Genomic DNA, 26657 nt, shown 5'->3' with positions numbered 1-26657 from the left:
TTTTTGACCGATGACAAATCATATTTTTTTCTTCTGGGCCACAAGACACATCTAATCATGCCCATCAACGCAAAACGCATGCGTAATTTCCATCGTCTCACCAGGAAATTCTTTTCCCAATTGTATTCACGCATCGTCTGCTTGAACGTTTTTCCCATTTTCCACCAAGATATCTGCTTCATTTGACCAACCAATTGGTACTGCTTAGGAAACAACAGGCTGCCGTGTTTTTGGCCAAACCCTTGTCTCGCATTTTCTTGTCGACGAACAGATTCTTGATCACCTGAAACGAAGACTCCTCCGGGTCCAAACCTGCGCCCTTCACGCGTTCCAGTACTCGCATCACTTGCTTGAGTGCTTCAACAGCAGCCGTTCTCCCGCGTCTGTTACATTGAATGCCCCAAGGCAGACTGCGAGACGCCAATCTGCGCGGTCGCACGAGCAAAACTTCGCTCCCTGGCAATAACAAAGAATACCTGCCGGATATTGAGGTCAATGTTCTTCATTATGAATCCGGCTCATATCTGTTTGGCAAGTCTAGCAGCTACCGAGGGGGCCGTGTGGCCGCTAAAGCTCTGTCATCCACTTGTGTGGCGCATTCCACCACCACAAGCAGACATGAGACCCCATACATGCATGCCGCTACTCAGCTATCCTCTTCCACACACATCGCCGCATTCACCCCCAACATGCCCATTCTGGAGACCTTGGATCATGAAAAGCCTCACCACCATCCATCCCCCCATCGCCATCGTCTCGCTGTTATCGCTGCTGGGCATGCCGATCCTGGCATCCGCCCAGGATTCGCTGCCGCAAACGAAACAGCAAGCCCCCGCTTCCACCGCCATGGCAAAGACCTTCGCCCCGCAAGGTACGCTGCGCGCGTCGATCAATCTGGGCAATCCGGTGCTCGCCAACCTCGACGCCAAAACAGGTGAAGCGGTCGGCGTATCGGTCGACCTGGCCCGCGAACTCGCGCGACGGCTCGGCGTGCCCTTGCAGTTGGTGGTGGTGAAGTCGGCCGGCATTTCGGTGGAAAACATCGAACGCAACCAGGCCGATATCGGCTTCTTCGCGATCGATCCCAAACGTGGGCAGGAAATCAGTTTTACCCGCCCCTACGTGCTGATCGAAGGCTACTATGCGGTGCGCAAGGATTCAGCGATTACAACGAATGAACAGGTCGACCAAGCGGGAACCACCGTCGCCGTCGGCAAAGGCAGCGCCTACGATCTCTTCCTCACGCGCGAACTCAAGAACGCGACCATCGTGCGCATCCCTACCTCGCCAGCCGTGGTACAAGCCTTCCTCGACCAAAACCTGGCTGTGGCTGCGGGCGTGAAGCAGCAACTTGAGCACGATGCGCAAAAAGCCGGCGGCCTGCGCATCCTGGAGCAACGCTTCATGGTGATCCGCCAGGCCATGGGCGTGCCCAAGAATCGTGGCGAGGAAGCGGCCAGCTATCTGTCCGCCTTTGTCGAAGAAATGAAAGCATCGGGTTTTGTCGCGGCATCGCTCACGCGGCACGGTATTGAAGGTGCAATCGTCGCCAAAGCGAACGACTGAGCAGGCGTGCCCTGCAAAACGCATCGCGACCGGCAAAAGAAAATGGCCGGCAGTATCACCGCCGGCTACACTCGATTTCCTGACACGAACGAGGTTCTCAGAGGCCGATGTCGTCCAGCGGCAACGAAGGATGCTCGCCGATGATCTTGAGCCGTCGGCCTTCCAGCAGCATGCGATGGAAATCGTCGGCCGGCACCGGGCGCGAGAAAATGTAGCCCTGCAGCTCATTGCAGCCGGCTTCCTTGAGGAAATTGAACTGCTTTTCGGTTTCCACGCCTTCGGCGATCACCTTGTGGCGCAACTGCTTGGCGATGCCGATGATGGCGCTGGCAATCGCGCAATCGTTGGTGTCGTCCGGAATACCCATGGTGAACGAGCGGTCGATCTTCAGGGTATTGATCGGGAAACGCTTGAGGTAGGACAGGCTGGAATAGCCGGTGCCGAAATCATCGAGAGAAATCGTGATGCCCAGGCTGCAAATCTTTTCCATGATGGAAATCACACGATCCGTGCTGTGCATCAGCATGCTTTCCGTAATTTCCAGCTCCAGCCATTCGCCGCCGAGCTGGTGCCGGCTCAGTGCCGCCCGAATGCGGTCCGGCAATGAACGGGTAAATTCGCGCGCAGTCACGTTCAGGGCGATACGGATCGGCGCCATACCGGCATCCTTCCATGCACGCGCCTGGTTGCATACGGCATCCAGCACCCAATCGCTCAATTGCACGATCAGGCCGGTCTCTTCGGCAATGGGAATGAATTCGCCCGGCAGCAGCAAGCCGCGCTCCGGATGCTGCCAGCGTACCAGCGCCTCGGCGCCGGTGATGCCCCCGGTCAGCATGTCCACCTTCGGCTGGTAGTACAACAGCAGTTCGTTGTATTCGAAGGCATGCAGGAGACCGGTCTCGATGCGCAGCAGGTCCAGCGTGTTGCTGTTCATCTCTTCGCTGTAATACGCGTAACCACCCTCGTTGTTCTCGCCGCCCTGCTTGGCCCGATACATGGCGATGTCGGCCAGGCGCAGCAAGGTTTCGGTATCGCTGGCATCTTCCGGATACATGCTCACGCCGATGCTCGCCCCTACGCGCAGTTCGTGGCCATCGATGAAGAACGGTTCGTCGAACAGCGCCAACAGCTTCTGCGCGACGAAGCCAGGGTGGTAATCCTTGTCGATATCGAACAGCGCCACAGCGAATTCGTCGGCGCCCAGGCGCGCCACCACATCCTGCTCGCGCAGCGCGCGGCGCAGGCGGATTGCCACTTCCACCAAGAGCATATCGCCGGCCACGTGGCCCAGCGTGTCGTTGATGGGCTTGAAGCGGTTCAGGTCGATGAACATCACGCAGCCATGCATGCTGTCCTGCCGGGCTTCCAGCAGGGCCTCGTCGACGGTGCGCGTGAGCAGCGTGCGGTTGGGCAAGCCGGTCAGCGAATCGTAATAAGCCAGATGGTGGATCAGCTTTTCGGCGTTCTTGCGCTCGGTGATGTCGTTGATGTAGCCGATCAGGCCGATCGGATTGCCGTGCTGGTCGCGCATGACCGATAACGACAGGCTGGCCCAGAAGGTCTCGCCGGATTTCTTGCGGCGACGCACTTCCATCTCGCGCCCGCCCTGCTCCACGAACATATCGGCCAGCGAATCCTCTTCGTCTTCGTTCTCATAGAGGAACAATACGTTGCGGCCGATGGCTTCCATCGCGGTATAGCCGAACAGTTGCTCGGCGCCGCGGTTCCAGCTGGTGATGAAACCGGCCGGATCCATGGTGATCACCGACTCGTGCATCTGGTTCAGGATCTGCGCCTGCTGCTCCAGCTTGGCCTCGATCTGGTCGAGCGAACGCGCCCGTTTTTCCGTATCGGCCTGGCGCTGCAACAGGCGGCCGGTAAAGCCCGCCAGCATCGTCAGGCGCTGGCACTCCAGCTGGCTGTAAGTCTCGGCTGGATCGGGAAAGAGGTAATAGCCGAAATGCTCGCTCTCATATCCGACGGCCTGCTTGAGCATTTCCCCTTCCGGCGCCGGACCGGGCTGGTATTTACCGCCGGGTCGCTTCAGGAAAGCGGACGCAATCCCCCCGAGCGCAGCAGATAGCACCTGCCCATGCAGGTTCTGCATCGCATCCAGCAATGCGGAACAACATGCCAGATCGTCGGTGCTAACGGAGGAGATCATGGAATTCAGGCCTCTGTGCTGACTCTGGTTGCCCAGCCAAAGGCCTCTAACAGACATTCGCAATACACCCTGGCATCGAGGCCGGCGGCCTCAAGGTCGGCATGCCGCAGGGGAATGCGGCCGTATTCGGATCGCTCCACGACATCCAGCAACTTGCCCAGCCGCCCAGTGCGGGTGGTCAGCGCATTGACGATATCCACCGGCAGCTTGAGCGGCTCGATGATGTCTTGCAGCGGCATGCCCAACAGGATATCGAGCAGCGAGAACATGCCGGTGATGAAGGCCCGATCCAGCTCCTCGCGGGTGCAATCGACCCGCTGCGCCATCGACTCCATCATCGCAGCACGCGCTGCCGCACGCGGCAACAAGGGATTGGCCGACTCATCGCCCGGGAAGCGTGCATACAACAGCAACTGCAGCCAGCGCTGCAACTGGCGCCGTCCCAGCAGGTTGATGGCCTGGGTGAAGTTCGTGATATGCGCCGAGAAGCCGAAGGCGGCCGAACTGACCAGTTTGAAAAGCTGGTAGGACAACGCGGGATCCTGCTTGAGCAGCGACTCCAGTTCACCGGCATCGGCATCGCGCGCGACCAGCCCCAGCAGTTTCAAGAGGCGCGCGCGGGAGATCGAATTCTTTTGCGAGAGGCGGCTGTCGGGATGCAGCGCATAGTCGCCGGCAAACCACCGGAAACCTTCCGCGCGGCAGCGATCGAACTGGATCGCATCACCGATGTTTTCCGCCAGGTGCGGTCCGCGCAGGCGGTGCAGCCACTGCACCGCGTCCGGCAACCGGCCGACGCTGGCGTCAAGCGCAATCGATTCGACAAAAGGAAACATGGCCGCGCCCTGTGCAGGCAGGCCGTCGGCGATGATCGAAAAGCCGCGGCTGTAAAGCCAGTCCAACGCATCGATCTTGCCGGGGTCGACGCAATGCTCGACCGGCACACGCAGGGTGATCTGCCCCTTGGGAATGGGATGTGCGAACTCAGGCGCGAATACCGCAGGATCCCTGACCGGGATGATGCAAGTCAATCCGCCCAAGGCGTCATGCAGGTTGAATTCGTTGAATAAACGGGACAGCAGTGCACTGCCATCCTCATCAATGGGCGAAATGTGCAGAGACAGTGCAGTCCATACGTGATGAACGTCGGCTACAGGCTGTAAAAACACGAGAGGAAAAGAAACGCTTTTATCCTGGACAGCCATATTCTTTTATCGTTGGCGCCCCTCTTTTTGTTGTTTGAGGCGCTCATTCATGATGAAAAACCATTGAAGGTTTCCCAGCAGAATTCTTAATTAAATTCAAATTTTCCCAAATATACCTGATAAAAATGGCCTTGCAAGCAAGCTTTAATCCGACAGGAAAATTTCTTGCAAATCATTCAAAAAACGACGACCCAAATCGGTTGGACGGATCAAAGCGTGATCGCGATACAACATTCCTTTTTCCTCCGCCAGATCCAGTTGCTTTTGGATCTGATTCAAACCCATGCCGGTACGTTCGGCAAACAGGTTCGGCGAGAACCCTTCCGTCAGGCGCAGCGCATTGAGCATGAATTCAAAACCCAGGGCATCGCGCCCGATCTCGGCCTCCTCCTGGATCGGCGCTCCGGCGCGAATCTGATCCAGATAGGCCTGGGGATGCTTGTAGCGCACCTGGCGCACGATACGGTGCGGGAAGGATAGTTTGGAATGGGCGCCGGCGCCGATGCCCAGGTAGTCACCGAATTGCCAGTAATTGAGATTGTGCCTGGCGCGCCGCTTGGGCTGGGCATAGGCCGACACTTCATAGTTGCCATAACCGGCGGCCGATGTCAGTTGCATAATCATGTCTTGCATGTCGGCACTGGCGTCGTCGTCAGGCACTGCCGGCGGGAACTTGGCGAACAGCGTGTTCGGCTCCAGCGTCAGGTGGTACAGCGACAGATGCGGCGGCGCGAAAGCGAGCGCAGTTTCGATGTCGGCGCGGGCTTCGGCCAGCGTCTGCGACGGTAACGCATACATCAGGTCGAGGTTGAAATTGTCGAAGTTGGCGTGTGCAATCTCCACCGCCTTCAACGCCTGCCCGCCATTATGGATGCGGCCCAGCGCCTTCAGATGGCTGGCATTGAAACTCTGGATGCCGATCGACAGGCGATTGATGCCGCTTTCGCGGTAGGAACGGAATTTCTCGGCTTCAAACGTGCCAGGATTGGCTTCCATCGTGATTTCGATGTCGCTGTCGAACGGCAACAAGGTGCGCACATCCGACAGCAAACGATCCAGTCCGGCAGCCGACAACAGGCTGGGCGTGCCGCCGCCGATGAAGATGGTGGTGATCTTGCGGCCCCAGATCAGCGGCAGCGCCATTTCAAGATCCGTACGCAAGGCGTCCAGGTATTCCTGTTCCGGGAAGCTGCCCTTCACTTCATGCGAATTGAAGTCGCAGTACGGGCATTTACGCACGCACCACGGAAAATGCACATACAGCGACAGCGGCGGCAAAGCCGTCAGTTGCAGGCTGCCCGGCTTCAGGAAGGCCAGCGCAGCCTGGGCGGGACCGCCCTGTGCCTGTCCGGCGGGTACATTGGCCGCAACTGGTTTGATCGGGATCATTTCAGCTTCTCTACCAACGCACGCAATGCCTGCCCCCGGTGGGAGACGGCGTTCTTCTCGGCCGCGCTCAACTGCGCGGCGGTCTTGCCCAATTGCGGCAACAGGAAATACGGGTCGTAACCGAAACCACCCTCGCCGCGCGCGTCAGCCACGATCTCGCCTTTCCATACGCCATCGGCAATCACCGGCTGGGGATCGCCGGCATGGCGCACATAGACCAGCACGCAATAATAATAAGCCGATTTGTCGGCATGCGCGGCCAGATCCTCGACCAGCTTGGCATTATTGGCGGCGTCCGATTTCGGCTCGCCCGCATAGCGCGCCGAATACACGCCGGGCGCGCCGCCCAGGGCATTGACGCATACGCCGGAATCGTCAGCCAGCGCCGGCAGGCCGGTCAGGCGGGATGCATGGCGGGCCTTGGTCAGCGCATTCTCGACGAAAGTGCCGAAAGGCTCTTCCGCTTCCGGAACGTTGAATTCGCCCTGCGCGCGCACGTCGAAACCGATGTCGCCCAACAGGCTGGCGAACTCCTTGAGCTTGCCGGCGTTGTTCGACGCCATCACGATCTTTTGCTTGGTATCCATGCTTGTCTGAGTGAGAGTTGAACGGCGGCTTGCAAGGTTTGCAAAGCTTTCGCCGGTGCAATGAAAAACGCCATGTCGTCGGTTCAACATGGCGTTCCTATGCGATGTGCGCATTGTAAAACGATTCACGCGCAACCGCAGGATAGCCGGGAATCAGAGGCCCAGTGCCTGCTTTTGCAAGGTGTTGAGTGTGGCAATGCCCTGCTGGGCCAGGTCCAGCAGGCTGTTCAGGGTAGCGCGGTCGAATGCCGCGCCTTCAGCCGTACCCTGCACTTCGACGAAATGGCCGGCATCGGTCATCACCACGTTCATGTCGGTGTCGCAATCGGAATCTTCCAGGTAGTCCAGGTCCAGTACCGGCACGCCCTTGTAGACGCCCACCGAGATGGCGGCAACGAAATGCTTCAGCGGGATCGACTCCACCAGCCTACGCGACTTGAGTACCGAAAACGCATCGTAAGCCGCCACCATGGCTCCGGTAATGGCAGCGGTGCGGGTACCGCCGTCGGCCTGCAGCACGTCGCAGTCAAGATGCAGCGTGCGTTCGCCGAAGGCTTCCAGGTCGAATGCGGCGCGCAATGCGCGGCCGATCAGGCGCTGGATCTCCTGCGTGCGGCCGGACTGCTTGCCCTTGGCGGCTTCACGATCCATCCGCGTATGCGTCGAGCGCGGCAGCATGCCGTACTCGGCGGTCAGCCAGCCCTGGCCTTTTCCTTTGAGAAAACCCGGTACCTTCTCTTCGATGCTGGCGGTGCACAGCACGCGGGTGTCGCCGAATTCGACCAGCACCGAACCTTCGGCATGCTTGGTGTAATGGCGCGTCAGGCGCACATCGCGCAGTTGCGAAACGGCGCGGGCGCTGGGGCGGTGGGATGATGTCATGCTCGGTCCTTGTCTGGTCTGCGGGAGAAAATAGCGGCAATGGTAAAAACCGCCAATTTCGATGTTTTGATAGCGCTTGGCTGCCAATCTTCTTTAAAATGCGGGATCCGATGAGGCGATGCCGCCCGACCTGCCCGCGCGGCGCCAACAACTGCAACAGCCGCATTTTGCAAAACCGGCATTGTAAAGGATGGCGAGCCGCATCCGCACTGCGCAGCACGGCATCGCCGATCATCACCATGACCCGCCAACGCACGGCCGCCCACTGCCGCGGCAAGCGCAAACACACCGGAGCCAGAATTTGACCATCTACAGCATGACCGGCTATGCCGTCACCACCCGTGAAACCACTGCCGGCACGGTCACCATCGAAATGAAGAGCGTCAACTCGCGCTTCCTCGATCTGCAATTCCGCATCAATGACGATCTGCGCGCGGTCGAGCCGATGCTGCGCGAAGCCATCATGAGCCGCCTGGTGCGCGGCAAGGTGGAATGCCGGCTGAGCTTCGGCCGCAAGGTGGCGACCGGCAACACCCAGGCGCTCAATGCCGGTGTGGTCGGCAGCTTGTCCAACCTGCAAGACCAGTTGCGCGCCCAGTTCCCTGATGCCGCACCGCTGTCGGTCAACGAATTGCTGCGCTGGCCGGGCGTGATGGAAGAAGCCGAGATCAGCCAGGAAACCCTGCAGGCAGATATCCTGGCCACCATGAAGCAGACGCTGGACGCCTTCATCGATAGCCGTGCGCGCGAAGGCGCGGCATTGCAGGCGGTAATCCTGGCCCGCGTCGATGCGATGGAAGCCATCGTGGCCCGCATCACGCCGCTGGTGCCGCAACTGATCGAGCAGTTCCAGCAAAAGGCGACCGAGCGCATGAGCGAGGCGCTGGGCCTGGCATTGCAGCACAACGGCGCATCGACGCAGTTGCTGACGCGCGAAGAATCGCTGGAACGCATCCGCCAGGAAGTCACCCTGTATGGCATCCGCATCGACATTGCCGAAGAACTGGCGCGCCTGTCGGCCCACCTGGCCGAGACGCGCCATATCCTGAAAAAAGGCGGCCAGGTCGGCAAGCGCCTGGATTTCATGATGCAGGAGCTCAATCGCGAGGCCAATACCGTCGGTTCGAAGGCTGCCATGAAGGAGCTGGCCGACGCTTCGATGGAATTGAAGCTGCTGATCGACCAGATGCGCGAGCAAGTGCAAAATCTCGAATAAATCCGAATCCGCCCCGGATGCGGCAACGCCGCGCCGCAGCATCCAACGGGCCGGATAAGCAAGAACACCACACAGATACAACAAAAACAGCGAGGATCATATGCCAGCTAAAACCCCTACTTCCGGCAGCCTGTTCATGGTGGTCGCCCCCTCCGGCGCCGGCAAATCGACCCTCGTCAATGCCCTGCTGAAGCAGGAACCGGCCATCAAGCTGTCGGTTTCCTTCACCACCCGCTCGCCGCGCCCGGGCGAGGAGCATGGCCGCGAATACTATTTCACCGACACCGATGATTTCCTGAAACGTCAGGCCGAAGGGGAATTCCTGGAGTGGGCCGAAGTCCACGGCAATTATTACGGCACCTCGCGCCTGATGATCGCCGACCAGATCGCCAACGGCACCGATGTGCTGCTGGAGATCGACTGGCAAGGCGCGCAGCAGGTCAAGAAGCAGTTCACCAATGCCATCGGCATCTTCATCCTGCCGCCTTCGATCGCGGCCCTGGAAGACCGCCTCAAGAAGCGCGGCCAGGACGAACCGCATGTCATTACCCGCCGTATCCTGGCCGCCGGCGGCGAAATCGCCCACTCTCCGGAGTTCGAATATGTTATTATCAATCAAGAGTTTGCCGTCGCTTTGTCAGAGTTGACGGCGATTGTCCAAGCAGCCCGCTGCCGTTTTCCGCAGCAAGCCGCCCGCAATGCTTATTTGTTCACCCAGCTCGGCATCCACGCCACCTGAACAGCGTTCTGAACAAATCGGCCCGGCATCGCTGCCCGGACATTTCACCCATTCCAAGCAAGACCGTCACACAGGAGTTTTACATGGCCCGTATCACCATCGAAGATTGCCTCAAGCAAATCCCGAACCGTTTCCAACTGACCCTGGCCGCGACCTATCGCGCCCGCCAGTTGTTGCAAGGCCATACCCCAAAGGTTGACGCCAAGGACAAGCCGACCGTTACCGCGCTGCGCGAAATCGCTGCCGGCAAGGTCGGTGTGGAAATGCTGAAAAAGGTTCCGGCCTGATCCTTGTCCGTCCATGAAGCTGATAACGGTAAAGCATGAGCCTCACCCCCACCGAATCCACGTTATCAGCAACTCCTAGCAGCACCAAACGAGCAGCCGGTTCCGGTCGCCCGCACTCCCCGAACGAAGCCAACCCCGCCGCTGCCCACAGCGGCGTGGCGACGTTCGCCCATCTCACGCCCAAGCTCGAAGAGTACCTGACGCCTTCCGAATTGAAGAAGGTCAAGGAAGCCTATCGCTTTGCCGATGAGATGCACCTGGGACAGATGCGCAAGTCGGGCGAGCCCTATATCTCGCATCCGCTGGCGGTCGCTGAAATCTGTGCCGAATGGAAACTCGATGCGCAGGCCATGATGGCGGCCTTCCTGCACGATGTCATGGAAGACCAGGGCGTCAAGAAGGAAGAGCTGATCGAACGCTTCGGCGCGCCGGTGGCTTCGCTGGTGGATGGCCTGTCCAAACTGGACAAGATCGAATTCCAGAGCCAGGTCGAAGCGCAGGCCGAAAACTTCCGCAAGATGTTGCTGGCCATGGCGCGCGACGTGCGCGTGATCCTGGTCAAGCTGGCCGACCGCCTGCACAACATGCGCACGCTGAGTTCGATGCCGCCCGAGAAGAAACGCCGCATCTCGCGCGAGACCATGGAAGTCTACGTGCCCATTGCGCACCGCCTGGGACTGAACAACATCTATCGCGAACTGCAGGAACTGTCGTTCGCCCACCTGTATCCCCTGCGCCACCGTACGCTGCTCAAGGCGGTGAAGGCCGCGCGCGGCAATCGCCGCGAAGTCGTGACCAAGATCATGGAGTCGGTCACCAGCATACTGATCGCCGCCGGCATCCCGGCCCAGGTCGACGGCCGTGAAAAGACCCTTTACGGCATCTACCGCAAGATGCGCAACAAGCACCTGTCGTTCTCCCAGGTGCTGGACGTCTATGGCTTCCGCGTGGTGGTGGACAGTTTCGCCAACTGCTACGTGGCACTGGGCACCCTGCATTCGCTGTTCAAGCCGATGCCGGGCAAGTTCAAGGACTACATCGCCATTCCCAAGCTCAATGGCTACCAGTCGCTGCACACCACGCTGATCGGCCCCTACGGCACGCCCGTCGAGTTCCAGATCCGCACCAAGGAAATGCACCGGGTGGCCGAGTCGGGCGTGGCGGCGCACTGGCTGTACAAGGACGACGAAGGCAGCCTGACCGACCTGCAGCAGCGCACCCATGCCTGGCTGCAATCGCTGCTGGACATCCAGAAGCAGACCGGCGATTCGGCCGAGTTCCTGGAGCACGTCAAGGTAGACCTGTTCCCGGATTCGGTCTACGTGTTCACGCCCAAATCCAAGATCATCGCCCTGCCGCGCGGCGCCACCGCGCTGGATTTCGCCTACAGCATCCACACCGACATCGGCGACCAGACTACTTCGGCCGTCATCAACCACGAGCCGGCCCCGTTGCGCACCGAGTTGCATAACGGCGACATTGTCGAGATCATCACCTCGCCGACCTCGCGCCCCAGCCCGAACTGGCTCGGCTATGTCCGTACCGGCAAGGCGCGCTCAGCCATCCGCCACCGCCTGCGCACCGCCAACATGGTCGAATCGCAGTCGGTCGGGCGCCGCCTGCTGGGCAACGCCCTGCACACGCTGGGCATCGACCCCGAACTGCCGGTGCATATCGTCGAACGGCTGCTCAATGAATCCAGCGCCAAGACCATGGACGACCTGTATGCCGAAATCGGCATCGGCACCCGCATGGCGCCGCTGGTAGCGCGCCACATCATGGGCATGATGGATACCGGCACCAACGTTCCGCAGCTCGACCCCGAAGGCCAGATGCTGCCCAACAAACCTGACCCGGTGGTCATCACCGGCAGCGAAGGCGCCTTGGCCCAGCTTTCCTCCTGCTGCATGCCCATCCCGGGCGACAGCCTGACCGGCTACCTCAAGCCCGACCAGACCTTGATCGTCCACACGCAAGAGTGCGAGACCGCCAAGCGCCTGCATGAGAAGGAGCCGGACCGCTGGATCGAGCTGGTCTGGGGCCACGACCTCAACCGCCGCTTCGACTGCCGCATTACCATCCTGATCCATAACCAGCGCGGCACGCTCGCGCGTATCGCCGCCGAGATCGGCGAAACCGACGCCAACATCGTGTCTGTCAGCATGGACGACGATGGCGGCTCCTCGATGAAATACCTGCGCTTCACCATCCAGGTCGAAGACCGCGTACATCTGGCGCGCACCATGCGCGGCATCCGCAAGATCGACAGCGTGGCCCGTATCCTGCGGGAACGGGGCTAAGCCGTTAGCCAGGAGCAAACAAAACGCCCGCAAATGCGGGCGTTTTTACTGATGCGAAGCGCGTCAGGCAGGGATCAGATAACCGCCTTTTCCACGCCCTCAAGCTTCTGCAATTCCGATACGTCCTCTGCGCCGCCAGCCTTGTCCCGCTTGGCGTCCTCCTCCCGCGCGAAATGCTCCTGGCATACCTGTTCACCCTTATCGGCGATACCACGCACCAGCTTGTCGGCAAAGAATTCGATCAAGGCGCTAACCGCCGTGGGAAGCTGGCGGCGATGGGCATACACGGCATACAAACCCATCACATCGCTCTGGTAGTCCGGCAAGATATGTACCAGCGTCCCGTTGCGCAAGTCTTCCGCCGCCACCAGCATGGTCGGCAACAAGGCGATACCAAGGCCGGCACGCGCCGCGCGCAACTGCCCTTGCGCGGTGTTGATACATAGCCGCGGGTTGACGCGCACGCTTTCAGGGCCTTGCGGCCCTTCCAGTTTCCAAGTGGTGTGTTGCGGAGCCTGCGATGCCGCAAGGCAGGCGTGATTGACCAGATCAGCCAGCGTATGCGGCGAGCCGAAGTGCTCCAGGTAGCGTGGACTGACCACCAGGCCGCGATAGCTGTCCACCAGCTTGCGCGCCACCAGGCTTGAATCCGGCAGGACACCGCCCCGAAAAGCCAAGTCGATCCCCTCCGCGATCAAGTCGGCGCGGCCATCGTTGAGCACGAACTCAAGCTGCACCTTAGGGTACAAGCGCATGAATTCATGCATCCACTCGATGGAGAAGTTATCGAAGAAGTCGACCGGCGCCGCCACGCGCAGGCTGCCGGACGGCTCGCCGCTGCTATCGGTCAGGCTGGTGCTGGCATGTTCGATGTCTTCCAGGCCCGGCGCGCAGCGCTCGAAGAACTCGCGCCCGGCGGCAGTCATATTGAGCTGGCGTGTGGAGCGCTGCAGCAGGCGCACACCCAGCTCGACCTCCAGCGCCTGCAAACGGCGGCTGATGGTATTGGATGGCATGGCCAGCCGACGGCCGGCCGCGGCAAAGCTGCCAGCGCGCACAACATGGACGAAAAGCCAGATATCGTTCAGATCAACCATCATCATTACCCGCAAAAATGGATCAGTGAAATGACATTCTCGCATCTACTGATGCAAATGAAAACTGGGTAAGCTTCTTTCATCGCCGCAAGCAAGGCCAGGGACAAGCCCTGACAGGAAGCAACGATACATCGAAATCGCTTCTCACGCTCTCGGCGCCGCATTCTGACCATCTGCCCAAGGAATACCCCTGGGCAACAAAGATAAACCGATGCCGTTGCCACACAGACAAGTGCAACAGCATGCCAACCGAAAGGAAAGACCATGAGCACCTTGCTGCATATCGACTCCAGCGCCCGCGCCAGCGGCTCCATCTCGCGCCAGCTGACTGCCTCCTTTGCCCAGCAATGGCAGGCAAAGAACCCTGACGGCCGTATCGTCCACCGCGACCTCGCCAGCGACGCACTGCCGCATATTACCGAAGCGCTGCTGGGCGCCTATTTCACCCCTGCCGAGAACCGCAACGCGCAGCAAGCCGAGCTGATCAAGCAATCCGACCAGCTGGTCGACGAGCTGCTGGCGGCCGACACCCTGGTGATCGGCGTGCCGATGTACAACTTCGCGCCGCCTTCCACACTCAAGGCCTGGATCGACCACGTGTTCCGCGCCGGCCGCACTTTCCGCTACACCGAAAACGGCCCGGTCGGCCTGGCCACCGGCAAGAAGGTCATCGTGATCCTGTCGCGCGGCGGCATGTATTCCGAAGGTCCGATGGAAGCGCTGGATTTCCAGGGCAAGTACATCAAGAGCGCATTGGCCTTCATCGGCATCACCGATGTCGAGCTGGTGATCGCAGAAGGCGTCTCGATGGGTGACGAGTCCGTCAAGAAGGCCTTGGCCAGCGCACAGGAAAAGATCGCCGCGACTGTCTGATTCTCCTCCCGCCACCATCGGGCGGGTTGGAACCGGGGTGAACCGTTTGCAACGGTTCACCCCGTTTTCATTTCTCCCGCCGCCATGCCGGTTCCGGCCAATGGCATCCCTATCCTTTGCGCATCTGGCCCAACAACAACTCCTGCCTCCTATAAAACCAGAAAAATTTGCCGAACAACAATAAAAAAGACAAACTGATGGCCTCCTTGGCGTCTTCATCAGCAATCGCCCAACGCGTTCCGATGGCAGCCTGATTCATCATTCCTGCCACACAGAGATTTCCCAAAAAGTTGCAATTAGATTAATATAAGCGCCGCCTTTACAAAATTTTCTACTTGGCATTTAAATATTTTCGTCTTTGCTCATGAACAGCCATCAGGTATTGACTGAGATGAGAACAAGACAAATCGCGAGAAAATAGCCTCCAATCGTCCAGAATTCACTCACAGGAGTTCAATTTGCGCCGTCACTTCTTACAATGGCTAATCGCAACGCTTCTGCTGTCATCTCTCAGCTTTGCCAGCTTCGCCCAGGTTCCCTCCGATCCCACCAAAACCGGGGAAGTCACGTCGGCGCCGCCTGGCACGCTTTCCACACTGGGGCTTCCCTCCTCGACCGTCACCGATGCCCGTACCGGCCCCGGCGACGTGCTGCGCGTGACCGTATTCGGCCAACCTGACCTGTCTGCGGAAGTCGGCGTCAATGACAAGGGCATCCTGACCCTGCCGCTGATCGGCGGCATCGACGTCAACGGCCTGACCACCAGCGAGATCGGCAAGAAGATCGCCCGTGCATTGCGCGATGGCGATTTCCTGAAGAACCCGGAAGTCTCGGTGGAAATCGTCCAGCTGCGCAGCCAGATGGTCTCCGTTCTGGGCGAAGTCAGCCGTCCCGGCCGTTATCCGATCCCCGGCCATATCAGTGTGCTTGAGCTGATCGCCATCGCCGGCGGCCTGACGCAGAATGCCGACCAGACCGTCACCCTGCTGCGCCGCGACAACGATCCCAAGAAAAGCGAATCCGACCTGCGCATTCCCATCTTGCTAGGCGAAACCGACGTAACCGACCGCAAGAAGCTGGATGTCGAGATGCAGCCCGGCGACGTCATCTACGTCAACAAGAAGAAACAGTTCTACATCCACGGCGAAGTCAACCGTCCTGGCGCCTATCCCATGGAACCGGAGATGAACGTCATGCGCGCCATCTCCCTTGGCGGCGGCATGACCCAGCGCGCCTCCAAGCGCCGCATCTATATCAACCGGGAAGTCCCGGACAAGGGCATCCAATCGACCAAGGCCGCGCTGACCGATCCTGTACAACCGGGTGACGTTGTCTTTGTCGACGAGAGCCTGTTCTAGCGCACATGGCGCAATCGCAAAGTGCATGGCATGCCCGCCCCACACCATCAACGATAAGGCTTCACTGTGAACGCGCAGACACCTGAAACCGGATTAAGCTCAAACCAGCTTGCCGCGATGATCTCCGCCGCACGCGGCACCATTTTCAAGACACTGGCCGTGACGGTCATCGCCACCACGGCCATCACGCTGCTGATGCCCAAGACGTATACCGCCTCCTCGGACGTCTTCATCGACTACAAGACCAACGATCCGATCAATGGCCGCCTGTTCTCGCCCGTCATGGACGAGAGCTACATGCAGACGCAATTCGACATGATCCGCAGCCAGGCGGTTGCCGAAAAGGTGATCGACTCCCTGGCGCTGGAGCGTACCGCCCAGTACCAGGAAAGCGCAAAACAGCAGGGCGACGCCCGCGCGCATTCCCAACTGGTCAACCGCATCAACGAAGATACCCAGGTGGTGACGCGCCGCTCCAGCCGCGTGATCGAAGTCGACTATTCGGCCGGCACTCCCGAACAGGCCCGCGACCTGGCCAACGCCGTGGTCAATGCCTATATCGAGCTGAGCCAGCAGATTTCTTCCAGCTCGGCGCGCTCGCGCCGCGAGCAATACAACGCCCAGCTCGAGCACTTGCGCAAGGAAGCCGATTCGATCCAGCAAAAGCTGACCAAATACCAGCAAGAAGTCGGCATCATCGATCCGAGCGAGCGCACTGACCTGGAGTCGCGCCAGCTCGGCGACCTGATGACCTCGCTGATCTCGGTCCAGAATGCGCAGCAGGAAGCCGCGGCGCGCAACCAGGCCACGCAGGGCCTGCTCAAGAGCGGCGTCAAGGTCGACGACCTGCCTGAAGTCGCCCAGCGCACGAATATCAACGACATGAAGGCCAAGCTGAGCGATGCCGACCGCCGCCTGACCGAAGCGCTGGAAGTGCTGGGCAACAAGCATCCCAAAACGCTGGCGCTGATCGCCGAGCGCAATGAACTGCTCGCCCGCATCGGCCGCGAATCCAGGGGCGTGCTGGACGCCCAGCAACTCGACACGCGCCGCCTGCAGATGCAGGAGCAAACGCTCAAAACCCAGGTGGAAGCGCAAAAGAAGAAGCTGCTGGAGCAAAAGCAGCACCGCGACACCATCACTTCATACCAGCGCCAGCTGGAGAGCGTCGAACGCGTCTACAACACGGCCCTGCAGAAATACGATGAGATCCTCATGTCCAGCAATATCAGCACGCCGGACCTGAACGTGCTGCGCGTGGCCGAAGCGCCCAGCAGCCATTCCAAGCCCCTGCTGATGAAAAATATCGCCGCCAGCATCGTGGCCGGCCTGGGAATCGGGCTGTGCCTGGCCCTGCTGCTCGAATTGAGCACCCGCCGCCTGCGCTGCCGCGACGATCTCGCCCGCAGCCTGCGCGTTCCGGTGATCGGCCATATCGGCCTCCACTAAGAAGGTTTTCCATGAACGATACCTCTCAAGCCGCGCAACAAACCACGGGACCGAGCGACAAGATGGGCGCGCGCTTCATCGCCGCCGGCCTGCTCACGGAAACCCAGGTGGCCCGTGTGGTCGAACTGCAGAATTCGGCCGGCATCCGTTTCGGCGAAGCGGCGGTCCGCCTGAACTACCTGACCGAACAGAATGTGCAGATGGTGCTTTCGGCACAGTTCAACTATGCCACCGCCCTGCTCCCGCGCGACAACCTCGACAAGTCGCTGGCGATCGCCCACTCGCCTTTCAGCATGGAATCCGAAGCCATCCGCCAGATCCGCGCCGAACTGTCGATCCGCCTGGCCGGCCAGGGCAAGATCGCCTTCGCGCTGGTCAGCCCGAATGAAAAGGAAGGCAAAAGCTACCTCGCCGCCAGCCTTGCCCTGGCGTTCTCGCAAATGGGCCGGCGCACCTTGCTGATAGATGCCAACCTGCGCGCGCCGCGCCAGCATGAGCTGTTCGGCCTGGACAACAAGGATGGGCTGTCCACCGTCCTGGCAGGCCGCTCCCAATTCAGCCGCGGCCAGGATGCGCCGGGATTTCCGCACCTGCGCGTCCTCTGCGCCGGCCCAACGCCGCCCAATCCCCTGGAAATCCTGCTGCAGCCCGCCTTGTCCAACCTGATCGACAAGCTGGCCCAGGAAGTCGATGTCATCATCGTCGATACGCCGGCCGCCACGACTTCGTCGGACGCGCAATCCATCGTCCAGCAAGTCGGCGCCTGCCTGCTGATCGGTCGCCAGCACTTCACCAAGCTGGAGGAGTTGCGCCAGGCCGAAACCCAGATCGGCACCACCGGGGCGCAAGTGGTCGGCACCATCTACAACCAGTTCTCCGATGAGACGGTACCGGCCAATGGCAACAAATACTGGCACTACCTGAAAAAATGGCTGAGCGGACCGCGCCAGAAGTAAGCGGCAAGCGGCTGCTGCGGCATTCGCTGGCGTCGCTGGTCGACCAGGCGCTGCTGAGCGGCCTCAACTTCGCCCTTGGGCTGGTCCTGATTCGTCTGGCGACCAAGGAATCCTACGGCCTGTACTCGCAGATGTACGTCGCCGGTATTTTCGCGTCCACCGTCCTCGAATCGCTGATCACCGGGCCGCTGACAACCATCGCACCCGGCAAGACCGAATCGCAGCGCGCCCACCTGATTGCCTGCCTGCACCGTTTCCAATGGCAATTGAGCGCCCTGCTCGCCATCCTGTTCGGCATCGCCAGCATCGCTGTCGGCCATTACGCCGGCGTGCCGGAATCCTTGCCCGTACTGGGCCTCGCCTTCGCCGTCTATGTCTTCGCCAACGCCCTGCGCGAATACCAGCGCAGCCTGAACTTCATCGAAGGCCTTCCGCGCCGCGTGCTGCGCATCGATCTGGCTTACGCACTGGCGGTAGCAGCCGGCGTGGCGCTGCTGATGGCAACCGGCCACTTCACCGTGCCCGGCATCCTGCTGGTGCTGGGGCTGGCCAATGCGGTCGGCTTCTGGCGCAACGCCGGAACCCGCCCTGCCACCGCACCGCCATCCGTCCAGGAACAGCGCGCGGCGATTGCCGACATGTGGCGGCGCGGCCGCTGGGCCCTGCCCGGCGCGCTGGTCGCCTGGGCAACCAACTACAGCTATCTCTACCTTGCCGCCGCCTCGCTGGGCGTGGCTGCCTCGGCCGAACTCAATGCTTCGCGGCTGCTGCTGATGCCGATCTCGCTGTCGGTCATGGCCTGGTCGCGCATCGCCCGGCCGATGGCCAGCCGCCTGTTCTCCGCACGCGACTGGAAACGCCTGGACCGCCTGGCCTGGGCCTCGGTGGCCGGCATCGAGATCGTAACCGTACTGTACGTAAGCCTGCTGTGGCTGGCGCTGCCCTGGCTGGAGGCGCATGTGCTGGGCGCGAAATACCAGGGTGTGGAACCGATGGTGCTGGCCTGGGGCATCTATTTCGCCATCAACGCCGCCCGCTCGATCGGTTCTTCCCTGCTCACCAGCAACGACCAGTATCGCCTGCTGCTGACCAGCGGCGTCGCCTGCCTGGTGGTCATGCTGGTGTGCGCCGCACTGTTCATCCCGCTGTACGGCGCCTGGGGAGCAATCCTGGCGCTGATCGTCGTCGAAGTCTTCGATTGCATCCTGATCTGGGCCTTCTTCCTGCCGCGCGTGCGCCGCAACGCCAGCCTCGCGGGGACATAAGCCATGGACATGACGGCAAACGCCCCGATCGACATCAGCATCTGCATCTGCACCTTCCGCCGGCCGCAATTGCTGGACCTGTTGCTGCAAGCCTTGAGCGAACAGGACCGCGACGGCCTGGCGCTGGAAGTGATAGTGGCCGACAACGACCCCGGCGCATCCGCGCGCCCGGTGCTGGACGCGTGGCAGGCCCGCTTGCCGCTGCCGTTGCGCGCGCTGCACGTCCCGGTGCCGAACATCGCCGCCGCGCGCAATGCCACTGTCCATGCAGCACGCGGCGAATGGGTCCTGTTCATCGATGACGACGAGGCCCCCGGCGAAGGCTGGGTCCGCAAACTGGTGCAGGCGCAACGCGCCTTCGGCGCCGATGCCGTGTTCGCGCCGGTGCTGCCGCGCTACCTGGACGGCACCCCGGCCTGGATTCGCCGGGGTGGCTTTTTCAACCGCCCGCGCTTTGCCACCGGCGCACCCATCACCTCGCATGACGCCCGCACCGGCAATGTGCTGATCCGCCGCAGCAAGATGCTGGCCGTCAGCCCGACCCCGGAAGCCGGCCCGTTCGACACGGCGTTCGGCCGTACGGGCGCGGAAGACACCATGCTGTTTCGCGACATGCTGGCGCACGGCGCCGTGTTCATCTGGTGCGACGAAGCCACGGTCAGCGAGGAAGTGCCGCTGCAACGCGCCAACCTCCCCTGGCTGCTGCGCCGCTCCTACCGGCTCGGGCAGACCTATGTGCTGTCGGAAATCGCCCGCCTGTCCCCGCTCGGGCGCTTCTGGCGCGGCGGCTGGCTGGGGCTGCGCGCCGCCGCCCAGTTTGTTGTCGCGGCCGGGCTCTGCCTTGCCTGCCTGCCGTTCTCCCGGATCAAGGCCGTGCGCTGGCTGCGCGCCGCATCCGCCCAGTGCGGCAAACTCAGCGCCCTGATCGGGCACCGCTACCATGAATACGGCAATTGACCCCCTCTACACGGCGCGCCCGTCCGCCTTCGGCAACATCGACCCGTTCGTGGTGCGGCTGCTGATCGTCCTGAGCATGACGTTCGCGCTGCTGCCGCCCGGTTTCAACTGGGGCAATACCGATCCCTCGGGCAGTTATGTGGAAGGCTCCCTGATCTTCCAGATCGAATTCGGCTCGCTGTTCGCCATCGGCGCCATGCTGGCCTGGCGCAACCGGGAATGGACCTGGCGGCACGTGCTCCACCTCAATCCCTTCCTGATCCTGATGATCGCCTATTGCGCATTGACGATGCTCTGGTCGCCCTACCCGGTCGTCACGCTCAAGCGCGTCACCCAGCTCGTCGGCCTGGTGCTGGTGGGCATCGCCATTTCGCCGCCGGTGGGCGGCAGGCAGCAACTGATCCGTACCATGCTGGGCACGCTGATGGTACTCATGGTGATCTCCTTCGTGGTGGCGCTGGCCATCCCCAGCATCGGCGTCGATTACGAACTGGGCGCCGCCTGGCGCGGCATCATGACGCAGAAGAACACGCTGGGCGCGATCGCCGGCCTGTGCGTCGTGTTCTGGCTCAAGGAAAGCCTGGGCCAGGTGTTCCCGCGCGCCCTGTGCTATACCGGCATGCTGTTTGCGTCCTTCATCCTGATCATGGCCAAGAGCAGCACCGCCATCCTGGTCGCCACGCTGGGCAGCGCCATCTACATGGTGGTGCGCAAGCGCTACCTGACCGGCCAGTTCGAAAGCCGCCGCATCGTGCTGGTGCTGGCGATGGCGGTGATGCTCGCCCTGCTGGTGTTTTATACCCTGGAGAGCCGCCTGCCCGACATCGACGAACTGCTGTCGCCGATCACTGCGATCTTCAACAAATCGACCGACCTCACCGGCCGCACCGACATCTGGCGCCTGGTGGTGCTGGAAATCAACAAGCACCCGATCTTCGGCATCGGCTACGGCGCGTTCTGGCTGGGCGAAGGCAGCCCGTCGCAATCGATCATCGACATCCTGCACTGGATTCCGCTGCAGGCGCACAACGGCTACCTGGACATCTTCAACGAACTTGGCATCATCGGCCTGTGCCTGATGGCGCTGGTCTTCGTCTATCACATCATCAGCCTGGTCCGGCTGACCACCTTCGACCGCGAAGAAGCCGCGATCCACTGGGCCATGCTGATCCTGATCCTGATCAGCAACCTCTCGGAAAGCGAAGTGTTCCGCGGGGTGCTGTTCCAGAATATCTTCTTCCTCTATTCGTCCACTTCCATTTCGGCGCGCCTGACGGTGCACCGGATGCAGCTGGCCCGGCAGGCCGAAGAAGACAGGCAGCGACTGGCGCAGCAGCAGGAGGCATTGCTGGAACAGGCCCCAGAAAAACATCCGGAAATGAAAGGCCCCGCCCGATGAAACGCGCGCATATCGAACGCCTGGCCAGGCTGGCCTTGGTTGCATGGGTATGGCACACCGTCGCAACAACAACGGTGGCGGCGCCAACCGGCATGATCGGCGCCGATACGCAGGCCGCCGAGATGCCCGAATTCCGGCGCAACGACGCCGGCATCCAGTTCTACCGCTTCGGCATCGACCAGGATGCGCTGTCCGGCGCGCCCGACCAGTCCGCCCTGAACCAGCCGCTGGACAACGCCGCGCGCCTGTTCGTGCGCGGCAGCCACTTCTACCGCGTCGGCCCCGACGGCCGTGCCAATACCGGCGACGACGCCCGCGTGCGGCTGTATGGCATCAACCTGAGCTTCGCTACCAATTTCCCGTCGGATGCCGACGCCGTCAGGCTGGCCAAGCGCCTGCGCAAGCTCGGCTTCAATGCGGTGCGCCTGCACCACATGGACACCAGCCCCGGCACCCAGGACAATCCGCCGCGCAGCCTGCTCACGCCCGGCCCCTATCCCAGCTTCAACCCAGCCGCGCTGGCGCGCCTGCGCAACTTCATCGGCGTACTCAAGCAGGAAGGCATCTACGTCAACCTGAACCTGCACGTGGGCTACCGTTTCCGCCCGGCCATCGACCAGTTGCCGCCGCTGGACAACAAGGCGCAAGAGACCGAACTGGGCGCGCCGGTGCACGTCTACTATCCGCGCATGGTGGCCTTGCAGGAAGACTATGCCCGCCAACTGATCCGCGCGCTGGACCTGCGCGGCAACCCGGCGCTGGCGATGGTCGAAATCAACAACGAGTCCTCCCTGCTGGCCGCCTGGCAGCGGCGCGAATGGAGCGCCGCGGTGCCCAAGGCCTATGAGCCGGAACTGAAAAAACAGTGGCAAGCCTGGGTCATGCGCCGCTACGGCTCTTATGCCAAGGCCTGCGGCGCCTGGCAAACCTGCTCCGGCGATGCTGCGCCGCCACTGCTCACGCCGACCGATGCCGACTACGCCTCCAGCAAGATCGCCCAGTGGCGCGACAAGCTTGACGGCAAGCTGCGCTCGCTGACCACCCGCCTGCTCGGCCCGGCCGATCCCGGCATCCCCAGCGATGCCGGGGAAGCCGTGCGCCTGCGCGACTTCCTGCATTTCCTGGCCGATACCGACCGCGCCTATTTCGAACGCATGCGCCGCGTGGTGCATGAAGAGACCGATCCCCTAGTGCCGGTGACCGGCACCCAGATGGGCTACGGCGGCGTGCTCAATTTCGACTCGCAGGCCGGCATGGACTACATCGATGAGCACTTCTACATCGACCACCCCGACTATCCCGGCAAATCCTGGGACCGCTACGACTGGCGCTTGCGCGACAGCGCGGCCAGCGGCGGCGAAGTCCTGCGTATCCTCGGCCTGTCGCTGCGGCGCGACGCGCGCAAACCATTTGTCGTCTCCGAATTCAACCAGCCCTTCCCCAACCGCCAGAGCAGCGAAATCCAGCCGCTGATGGCGGCGATCGCCGCCGCCCAGGATTGGGACGGCCTGTTCTTCTTCGATTACATGGACGGCGACAACTGGTCCGACACCCCGTCGGCCTTCACCCTTTCCGGCGACTGGGGCAAATTCGCCCAGACCGGCCAAAGCGCGCTGATCTTCCGCCGCGGCCTGGTGGCGCCGCTGCCCACCCAGGTCAATGTCCCGCTGCAGCAGCAGGCCCGGCTGGCGATCGCCTCGGTGCGCGATATCGGCGCATTCGACACCCACCTTGCCGTGGCCAGCGGCGTCACGCCCGAACTTGCCTCGCAGGCCCGGGTCGCCATCGATGTCAACGGCACGCCCCAGGGCAAACAAACGCCGATCGCCGCCAACGCCACGCTGCACTCGCCCAACGGCCAATTCGACTATGCGCCGCTGCAACGCATGATCGAACTGCGCACCGACCAGATGCGCGCCTTCATCGGCTTCCTGCAAACCCGCAAGGCCGGTGATGCCGCCGTGTCGGCCTCCCTGGTCGGCAAGAGCCGCGGCTTTGCCAGCATCGTCATCACCTCGCTGGACAACCGCAAGCTGGAAGCCTCGCGCCATGTGCTCGTCAGCCTGGCCGCGGCCGTCACCGGCACCCAGGCCGGTTCCTCGCCGCAACGGCCGAAAGAAATCGTGCGCTACAAGAACGACAGCCAATGGGTGACGCTGGAAGCCGACCCCGGCATCACCGGCCGCCCCTCCGGCGCCCGCGATGTCGAAGGGCCGGTCTGGATGGAACGCAGCCAGGTGCAACTCAGCCTGCGCACGCAGGCGCGTCGTGCCAGCGTCTACCCGCTGGACGGCAGCGGCAAGCGCATGGCGGCGCTGGGCGCCAACCGGGTCTCGCTGACCGGCGGAATATTGACGGTCCTGATGCAAGCCGATGCCGCCGAGACATCGCCCTGGTACGAGGTGGTCGCCGATGAGTGAACAACGGAGATGGCCACGAGCGGGCTGCCTCGCCGGCGGCCTGCGCCTGCTGGCCGTGCTGGCGGCCGCAACGGGCGCACTGCCTGCGCATGCGACGGCCGAGTATGCATTGCAGACGGGCGTGAGCTGGTATCGGATCGAAAACCCGTTCCTGTTTCCCAACAACAGTACCGATTCACTCAAAACAACCGATACGGCGTGGTCCACCGACCTGCGCTTCGGGCTGTTCCTGCCGCTGCCGACCCAGCGCACCAACTTCCAGCTGACCGCATCGGCCTCCAAGATGCACTATGGCAGCAGCTTTTCCGACTACGGCAGCAGCCCGACCGATACCCCCGGCATCGGCGGCAGCAGCCTGAACTACACGAAGAAACAGGTGGAAGCCCAGTACACCTGGGAATTCAGCGATTGGCTGAGCGGCCGCATCCGCCATCGCATCGATGACCGGCTGTACAACTATTTCGGCGGCAGAACTTCCATCAGCTATCCAGCCATGGTCTCCAACGTGGAACCGGAACATCCGCACATCCGCGAAGACGAGGCCGAAGTCGCCTACCGCTTCTCGGACCGCTTCGACCTTCCGTTCACCTTCACCCAGCAGACGCTGAGCTATGAAGTGCCGGACCGGGCCAAGATGTACAACATGAACAGCAACACCTGGCAGGCTGCCTTGCGCTATGCCTCCGGACGGAAATCGATTTTCTCGGGAGGCTTCCGCCAAAGCAAGGTGAAGTTCCCCGAGCGCGGCATCGTCGCCAACCCGGACCCCGTTGCGGCGCTCACCACGCCCTTCCTGAACCAGGTAACCGACTTCGACTCCGGCTATACCGACTCGGAAATCTTCGTCGACACTGCCTGGCGCTACACCGAAAACACCATTTTCATCGGCCATCTCGGCTCCATCTCGCGCCAGTTCAATACGCACGCCGAGCGCAACAGCAAGCTGCTGTCGACCGAACTCGGTATCGACTGGCACTACAGCAGCAAGAGCACCTTCTACGGCCGCATCTGGCACTCCCCGCAATCCAACGTGGAGGCAGACAACCGCCTGTATGTGATCAATACCGGCATCCAGGGCCGCAACGTCTGGCAGGCCACGCCGAAATCCCGCGTCACCCTGCTGCTGTCGCTGGAATCCCAGAAATACGACAGCTTCTCCGTCAACAACGGCGTCACGACCCTCCAGGGCACCGGCAGCGGCCAGGACAAGCTGCTGCGCATCGGCCTGCGCTACGACTACGACATCACCCGCCGCCTGGCCTTCCGTGCCGACGCCATGCGCGAGCAGACCATGTCGGGCGGCGGCGCCGACTACACGCGCAGCTATTTCCAGATGAGCCTGAACTACACCTTCGACAACATCTCCGGCTCCTATACCGACGCCAACCCGATGGGCTACAACAAAGCCCGGCAACAGATCGAGGATCTCCGATGAGGCCGCCTGCCGGCGCAACGCCTGCCTACGGTTACATTCCCGGCCTGGATGGCTTGCGCGCCTGCGCAGTGATGCTGGTGCTGTTCGCGCACCTGGGGTTCAATCACGTGATTCCGGGCGGCTTCGGCGTGACGCTGTTCTTCTTCATCAGCGGCATGCTGATCACCCGGCTGCTGCTGGCCGAGCATGAGGCCAAGGGCCGCATCGGCATCGGCAACTTCTACGCGCGCCGGGCGTTCCGGCTCTACCCGGCGCTGCTGGCGGCGATCGTTCTGGGCACGCTGGCCTTCAACGCCGACGGCGGCATCACCCCCTGGGGCAAGATCGCCTCGGCCCTGTTCTACTACGCCAACTACTACGGCATCTACATCCACTTCGGCCAAGGGCGCGACGGCTTCGACCCGTTCAGCATCCTGTGGTCGCTGTCGATCGAAGAGCAGTACTACCTGCTGTTCCCCCTGCTGTGCGCCGCACTGGCGCCCCGGCTGCGCACGTTTTCCCTGACGCTTGGGCTGGGCGTACTGGCGGTGCTGCTATGGCGCAGCGGCCTGCATTTCACCGGCGCCAGCAGCGACCGCATCTATATGGGCACCGATACCCGTATCGACTCCATCCTCTACGGCGCGTGGCTGACGCTGATCCTGGCCAATGACACGCAGCAGCACTGGGTGCGTTTCTCGTCGGGCAAGCTGGTGCAGGCGGTTTGCGTGCTGATGCTGCTGGCCTCCTTCCTGATCCGCAACGACCATTTCCGCGACACGCTGCGCTATTCGCTGCAAGGACTGGCGCTGATGCCGCTGATCACCGCGATCTGCTTCACCCATGCAATGCAGCCGGTGACGGCGGCGCTGGAATCCAGGCCGGGCCGCAAGCTGGGGGCATGGTCCTATTCGCTCTACCTCTACCACCCTATCGCCATCGTGTTGAGCGAAATACTTTGGGGGCCTGGCAGCCTCGGCGTCGGCCGGATCGGCCTGCAGCACTATATGGGCTTCGCGCTGACGGCGCTGGTACTATCATTCGCGTTGGCGACAGCGTCATACTATGGCCTGGAGCAACCCTTCATGAACTTGCGCAAGCGCTTCGGCGCGCATATCGTCAATGACTGAC

Annotated in this window: 24 protein-coding genes; 15 read left to right on the top strand and 9 right to left on the bottom strand. The window is 61.8% G+C overall.

What is annotated here, in order from left to right; translation table 11 throughout:
• Together AKL28_RS25005 and AKL28_RS24320 are read right to left on the bottom strand one after the other, a co-directional pair.
• Positions 1–182: hypothetical protein (locus AKL28_RS25005; protein WP_218008553.1), on the bottom strand; the 182-nt coding region annotated here is incomplete at its 3' end.
• 204 nt (positions 183–386) lie between these two features.
• Entirely contained in the window at positions 387–506 is a 120-nt protein-coding gene (locus tag AKL28_RS24320) for a helix-turn-helix domain-containing protein (protein WP_197091038.1), read from the bottom strand.
• A 340-nt stretch (positions 507–846) separates the two neighbouring features.
• Between AKL28_RS24320 and AKL28_RS03025 the strand changes: the two genes are divergently transcribed.
• Complete coding sequence (locus tag AKL28_RS03025) at positions 847–1566, top strand: ABC transporter substrate-binding protein (protein ID WP_050466587.1); 720 nt, start codon at positions 847–849, stop codon at positions 1564–1566.
• A gap of 97 nt (positions 1567–1663) precedes the next feature.
• On the opposite strand, the gene AKL28_RS03020 is transcribed toward AKL28_RS03025, so the two are convergent.
• The 5 genes from AKL28_RS03020 to rph form a co-directional block, all read right to left on the bottom strand.
• Positions 1664–3733 (bottom strand): putative bifunctional diguanylate cyclase/phosphodiesterase, encoded by a 2070-nt coding sequence (locus AKL28_RS03020; RefSeq protein WP_050466562.1) that lies wholly within the window; start codon positions 3731–3733, stop codon positions 1664–1666.
• A gap of 5 nt (positions 3734–3738) precedes the next feature.
• Complete coding sequence (locus AKL28_RS03015) at positions 3739–4938, bottom strand: EAL and HDOD domain-containing protein (protein WP_050466561.1); 1200 nt, start codon at positions 4936–4938, stop codon at positions 3739–3741.
• A 144-nt stretch (positions 4939–5082) separates the two neighbouring features.
• Positions 5083–6327 carry a radical SAM family heme chaperone HemW gene (hemW, locus tag AKL28_RS03010; RefSeq protein ID WP_050466560.1) on the bottom strand — a complete coding sequence of 415 codons (1245 nt, stop codon included), beginning with the start codon at positions 6325–6327 and terminating at the stop codon, positions 5083–5085.
• On the bottom strand, positions 6324–6914 hold the full coding sequence (rdgB, locus tag AKL28_RS03005; protein ID WP_050466559.1) for an RdgB/HAM1 family non-canonical purine NTP pyrophosphatase: 591 nt from the start codon (positions 6912–6914) through the stop codon (positions 6324–6326). Before rdgB ends, hemW begins: the two co-directional genes overlap by 4 nt.
• Positions 6915–7067: 153 nt before the next feature.
• The gene (rph, locus tag AKL28_RS03000; protein ID WP_050466558.1) at positions 7068–7796 is read right to left on the bottom strand and encodes a ribonuclease PH; all 729 of its coding nucleotides are present in this window, start codon (positions 7794–7796) and stop codon (positions 7068–7070) included.
• 301 nt (positions 7797–8097) lie between these two features.
• Between rph and AKL28_RS02995 the strand changes: the two genes are divergently transcribed.
• The 4 genes from AKL28_RS02995 to AKL28_RS02980 all read left to right on the top strand — a co-directional run bounded on the left by AKL28_RS02995 (position 8098) and on the right by AKL28_RS02980 (position 12338).
• Positions 8098–9012, top strand: coding sequence for a YicC/YloC family endoribonuclease (locus AKL28_RS02995; protein WP_231602319.1), 915 nt, complete (start codon positions 8098–8100; stop codon positions 9010–9012).
• A gap of 100 nt (positions 9013–9112) precedes the next feature.
• A complete protein-coding gene (gmk, locus tag AKL28_RS02990) occupies positions 9113–9751 on the top strand; it encodes a guanylate kinase (protein WP_050466557.1) in 639 nt (212 codons plus the stop codon).
• An 83-nt stretch (positions 9752–9834) separates the two neighbouring features.
• Positions 9835–10038, top strand: coding sequence for a DNA-directed RNA polymerase subunit omega (gene rpoZ / locus AKL28_RS02985; RefSeq protein ID WP_050466556.1), 204 nt, complete (start codon positions 9835–9837; stop codon positions 10036–10038).
• A 35-nt stretch (positions 10039–10073) separates the two neighbouring features.
• Entirely contained in the window at positions 10074–12338 is a 2265-nt protein-coding gene (locus AKL28_RS02980; protein WP_050466555.1) for a RelA/SpoT family protein, read from the top strand.
• Positions 12339–12412: 74 nt separating this feature from the next.
• Here the strand turns inward: AKL28_RS02980 and AKL28_RS02975 are convergent, their stop codons facing one another.
• Positions 12413–13435 (bottom strand): LysR family transcriptional regulator, encoded by a 1023-nt coding sequence (locus AKL28_RS02975; protein ID WP_082221339.1) that lies wholly within the window; start codon positions 13433–13435, stop codon positions 12413–12415.
• Between the two features lie 264 nt (positions 13436–13699).
• Between AKL28_RS02975 and AKL28_RS02970 the strand changes: the two genes are divergently transcribed.
• Entirely contained in the window at positions 13700–14308 is a 609-nt protein-coding gene (locus AKL28_RS02970) for an FMN-dependent NADH-azoreductase (protein ID WP_050466554.1), read from the top strand.
• Between the two features lie 109 nt (positions 14309–14417).
• On the opposite strand, the gene AKL28_RS24315 is transcribed toward AKL28_RS02970, so the two are convergent.
• Entirely contained in the window at positions 14418–14579 is a 162-nt protein-coding gene (locus AKL28_RS24315) for a hypothetical protein (RefSeq protein WP_156226219.1), read from the bottom strand.
• Positions 14580–14766: 187 nt separating this feature from the next.
• Between AKL28_RS24315 and AKL28_RS02965 the strand changes: the two genes are divergently transcribed.
• The 9 genes from AKL28_RS02965 to AKL28_RS02925 all read left to right on the top strand — a co-directional run bounded on the left by AKL28_RS02965 (position 14767) and on the right by AKL28_RS02925 (position 26656).
• A complete protein-coding gene (locus tag AKL28_RS02965) occupies positions 14767–15666 on the top strand; it encodes an SLBB domain-containing protein (protein ID WP_050466553.1) in 900 nt (299 codons plus the stop codon).
• A 117-nt stretch (positions 15667–15783) separates the two neighbouring features.
• Positions 15784–17115: a hypothetical protein gene (locus AKL28_RS02960; RefSeq protein ID WP_231602318.1), complete on the top strand. Its 1332-nt coding sequence runs from the start codon at positions 15784–15786 to the stop codon at positions 17113–17115.
• Positions 17116–17126: 11 nt separating this feature from the next.
• Positions 17127–18071 (top strand): polysaccharide biosynthesis tyrosine autokinase, encoded by a 945-nt coding sequence (locus AKL28_RS02955; RefSeq protein WP_050466551.1) that lies wholly within the window; start codon positions 17127–17129, stop codon positions 18069–18071.
• Positions 18044–19336, top strand: coding sequence for a lipopolysaccharide biosynthesis protein (locus AKL28_RS02950; RefSeq protein WP_050466550.1), 1293 nt, complete (start codon positions 18044–18046; stop codon positions 19334–19336). Before AKL28_RS02955 ends, AKL28_RS02950 begins: the two co-directional genes overlap by 28 nt.
• Positions 19337–19339: 3 nt before the next feature.
• The gene (locus AKL28_RS02945; RefSeq protein ID WP_231602317.1) at positions 19340–20293 is read left to right on the top strand and encodes a glycosyltransferase family 2 protein; all 954 of its coding nucleotides are present in this window, start codon (positions 19340–19342) and stop codon (positions 20291–20293) included.
• Entirely contained in the window at positions 20277–21692 is a 1416-nt protein-coding gene (locus AKL28_RS02940; RefSeq protein ID WP_050466549.1) for an O-antigen ligase family protein, read from the top strand. The genes AKL28_RS02945 and AKL28_RS02940 overlap by 17 nt, the downstream gene beginning before the upstream one ends.
• Positions 21689–24112 carry a glycoside hydrolase family 5 protein gene (locus tag AKL28_RS02935; protein WP_050466548.1) on the top strand — a complete coding sequence of 808 codons (2424 nt, stop codon included), beginning with the start codon at positions 21689–21691 and terminating at the stop codon, positions 24110–24112. The genes AKL28_RS02940 and AKL28_RS02935 overlap by 4 nt, the downstream gene beginning before the upstream one ends.
• Positions 24105–25547, top strand: a complete 1443-nt coding sequence (locus tag AKL28_RS02930; RefSeq protein ID WP_050466547.1) for a hypothetical protein — start codon at positions 24105–24107, stop codon at positions 25545–25547. Before AKL28_RS02935 ends, AKL28_RS02930 begins: the two co-directional genes overlap by 8 nt.
• Positions 25544–26656, top strand: coding sequence for an acyltransferase family protein (locus AKL28_RS02925; RefSeq protein WP_050466546.1), 1113 nt, complete (start codon positions 25544–25546; stop codon positions 26654–26656). Before AKL28_RS02930 ends, AKL28_RS02925 begins: the two co-directional genes overlap by 4 nt.
• The last annotated feature ends 1 nt before the right edge of the window (position 26657 follow it).

This window comes from Herbaspirillum chlorophenolicum (genome assembly GCF_001189955.1).
GTDB lineage: Bacteria > Pseudomonadota > Gammaproteobacteria > Burkholderiales > Burkholderiaceae_D > Herbaspirillum > Herbaspirillum chlorophenolicum.
Note: the sequence above shows the minus strand (reverse complement) of the source record. Positions and strands in the feature narration are given on the sequence as shown.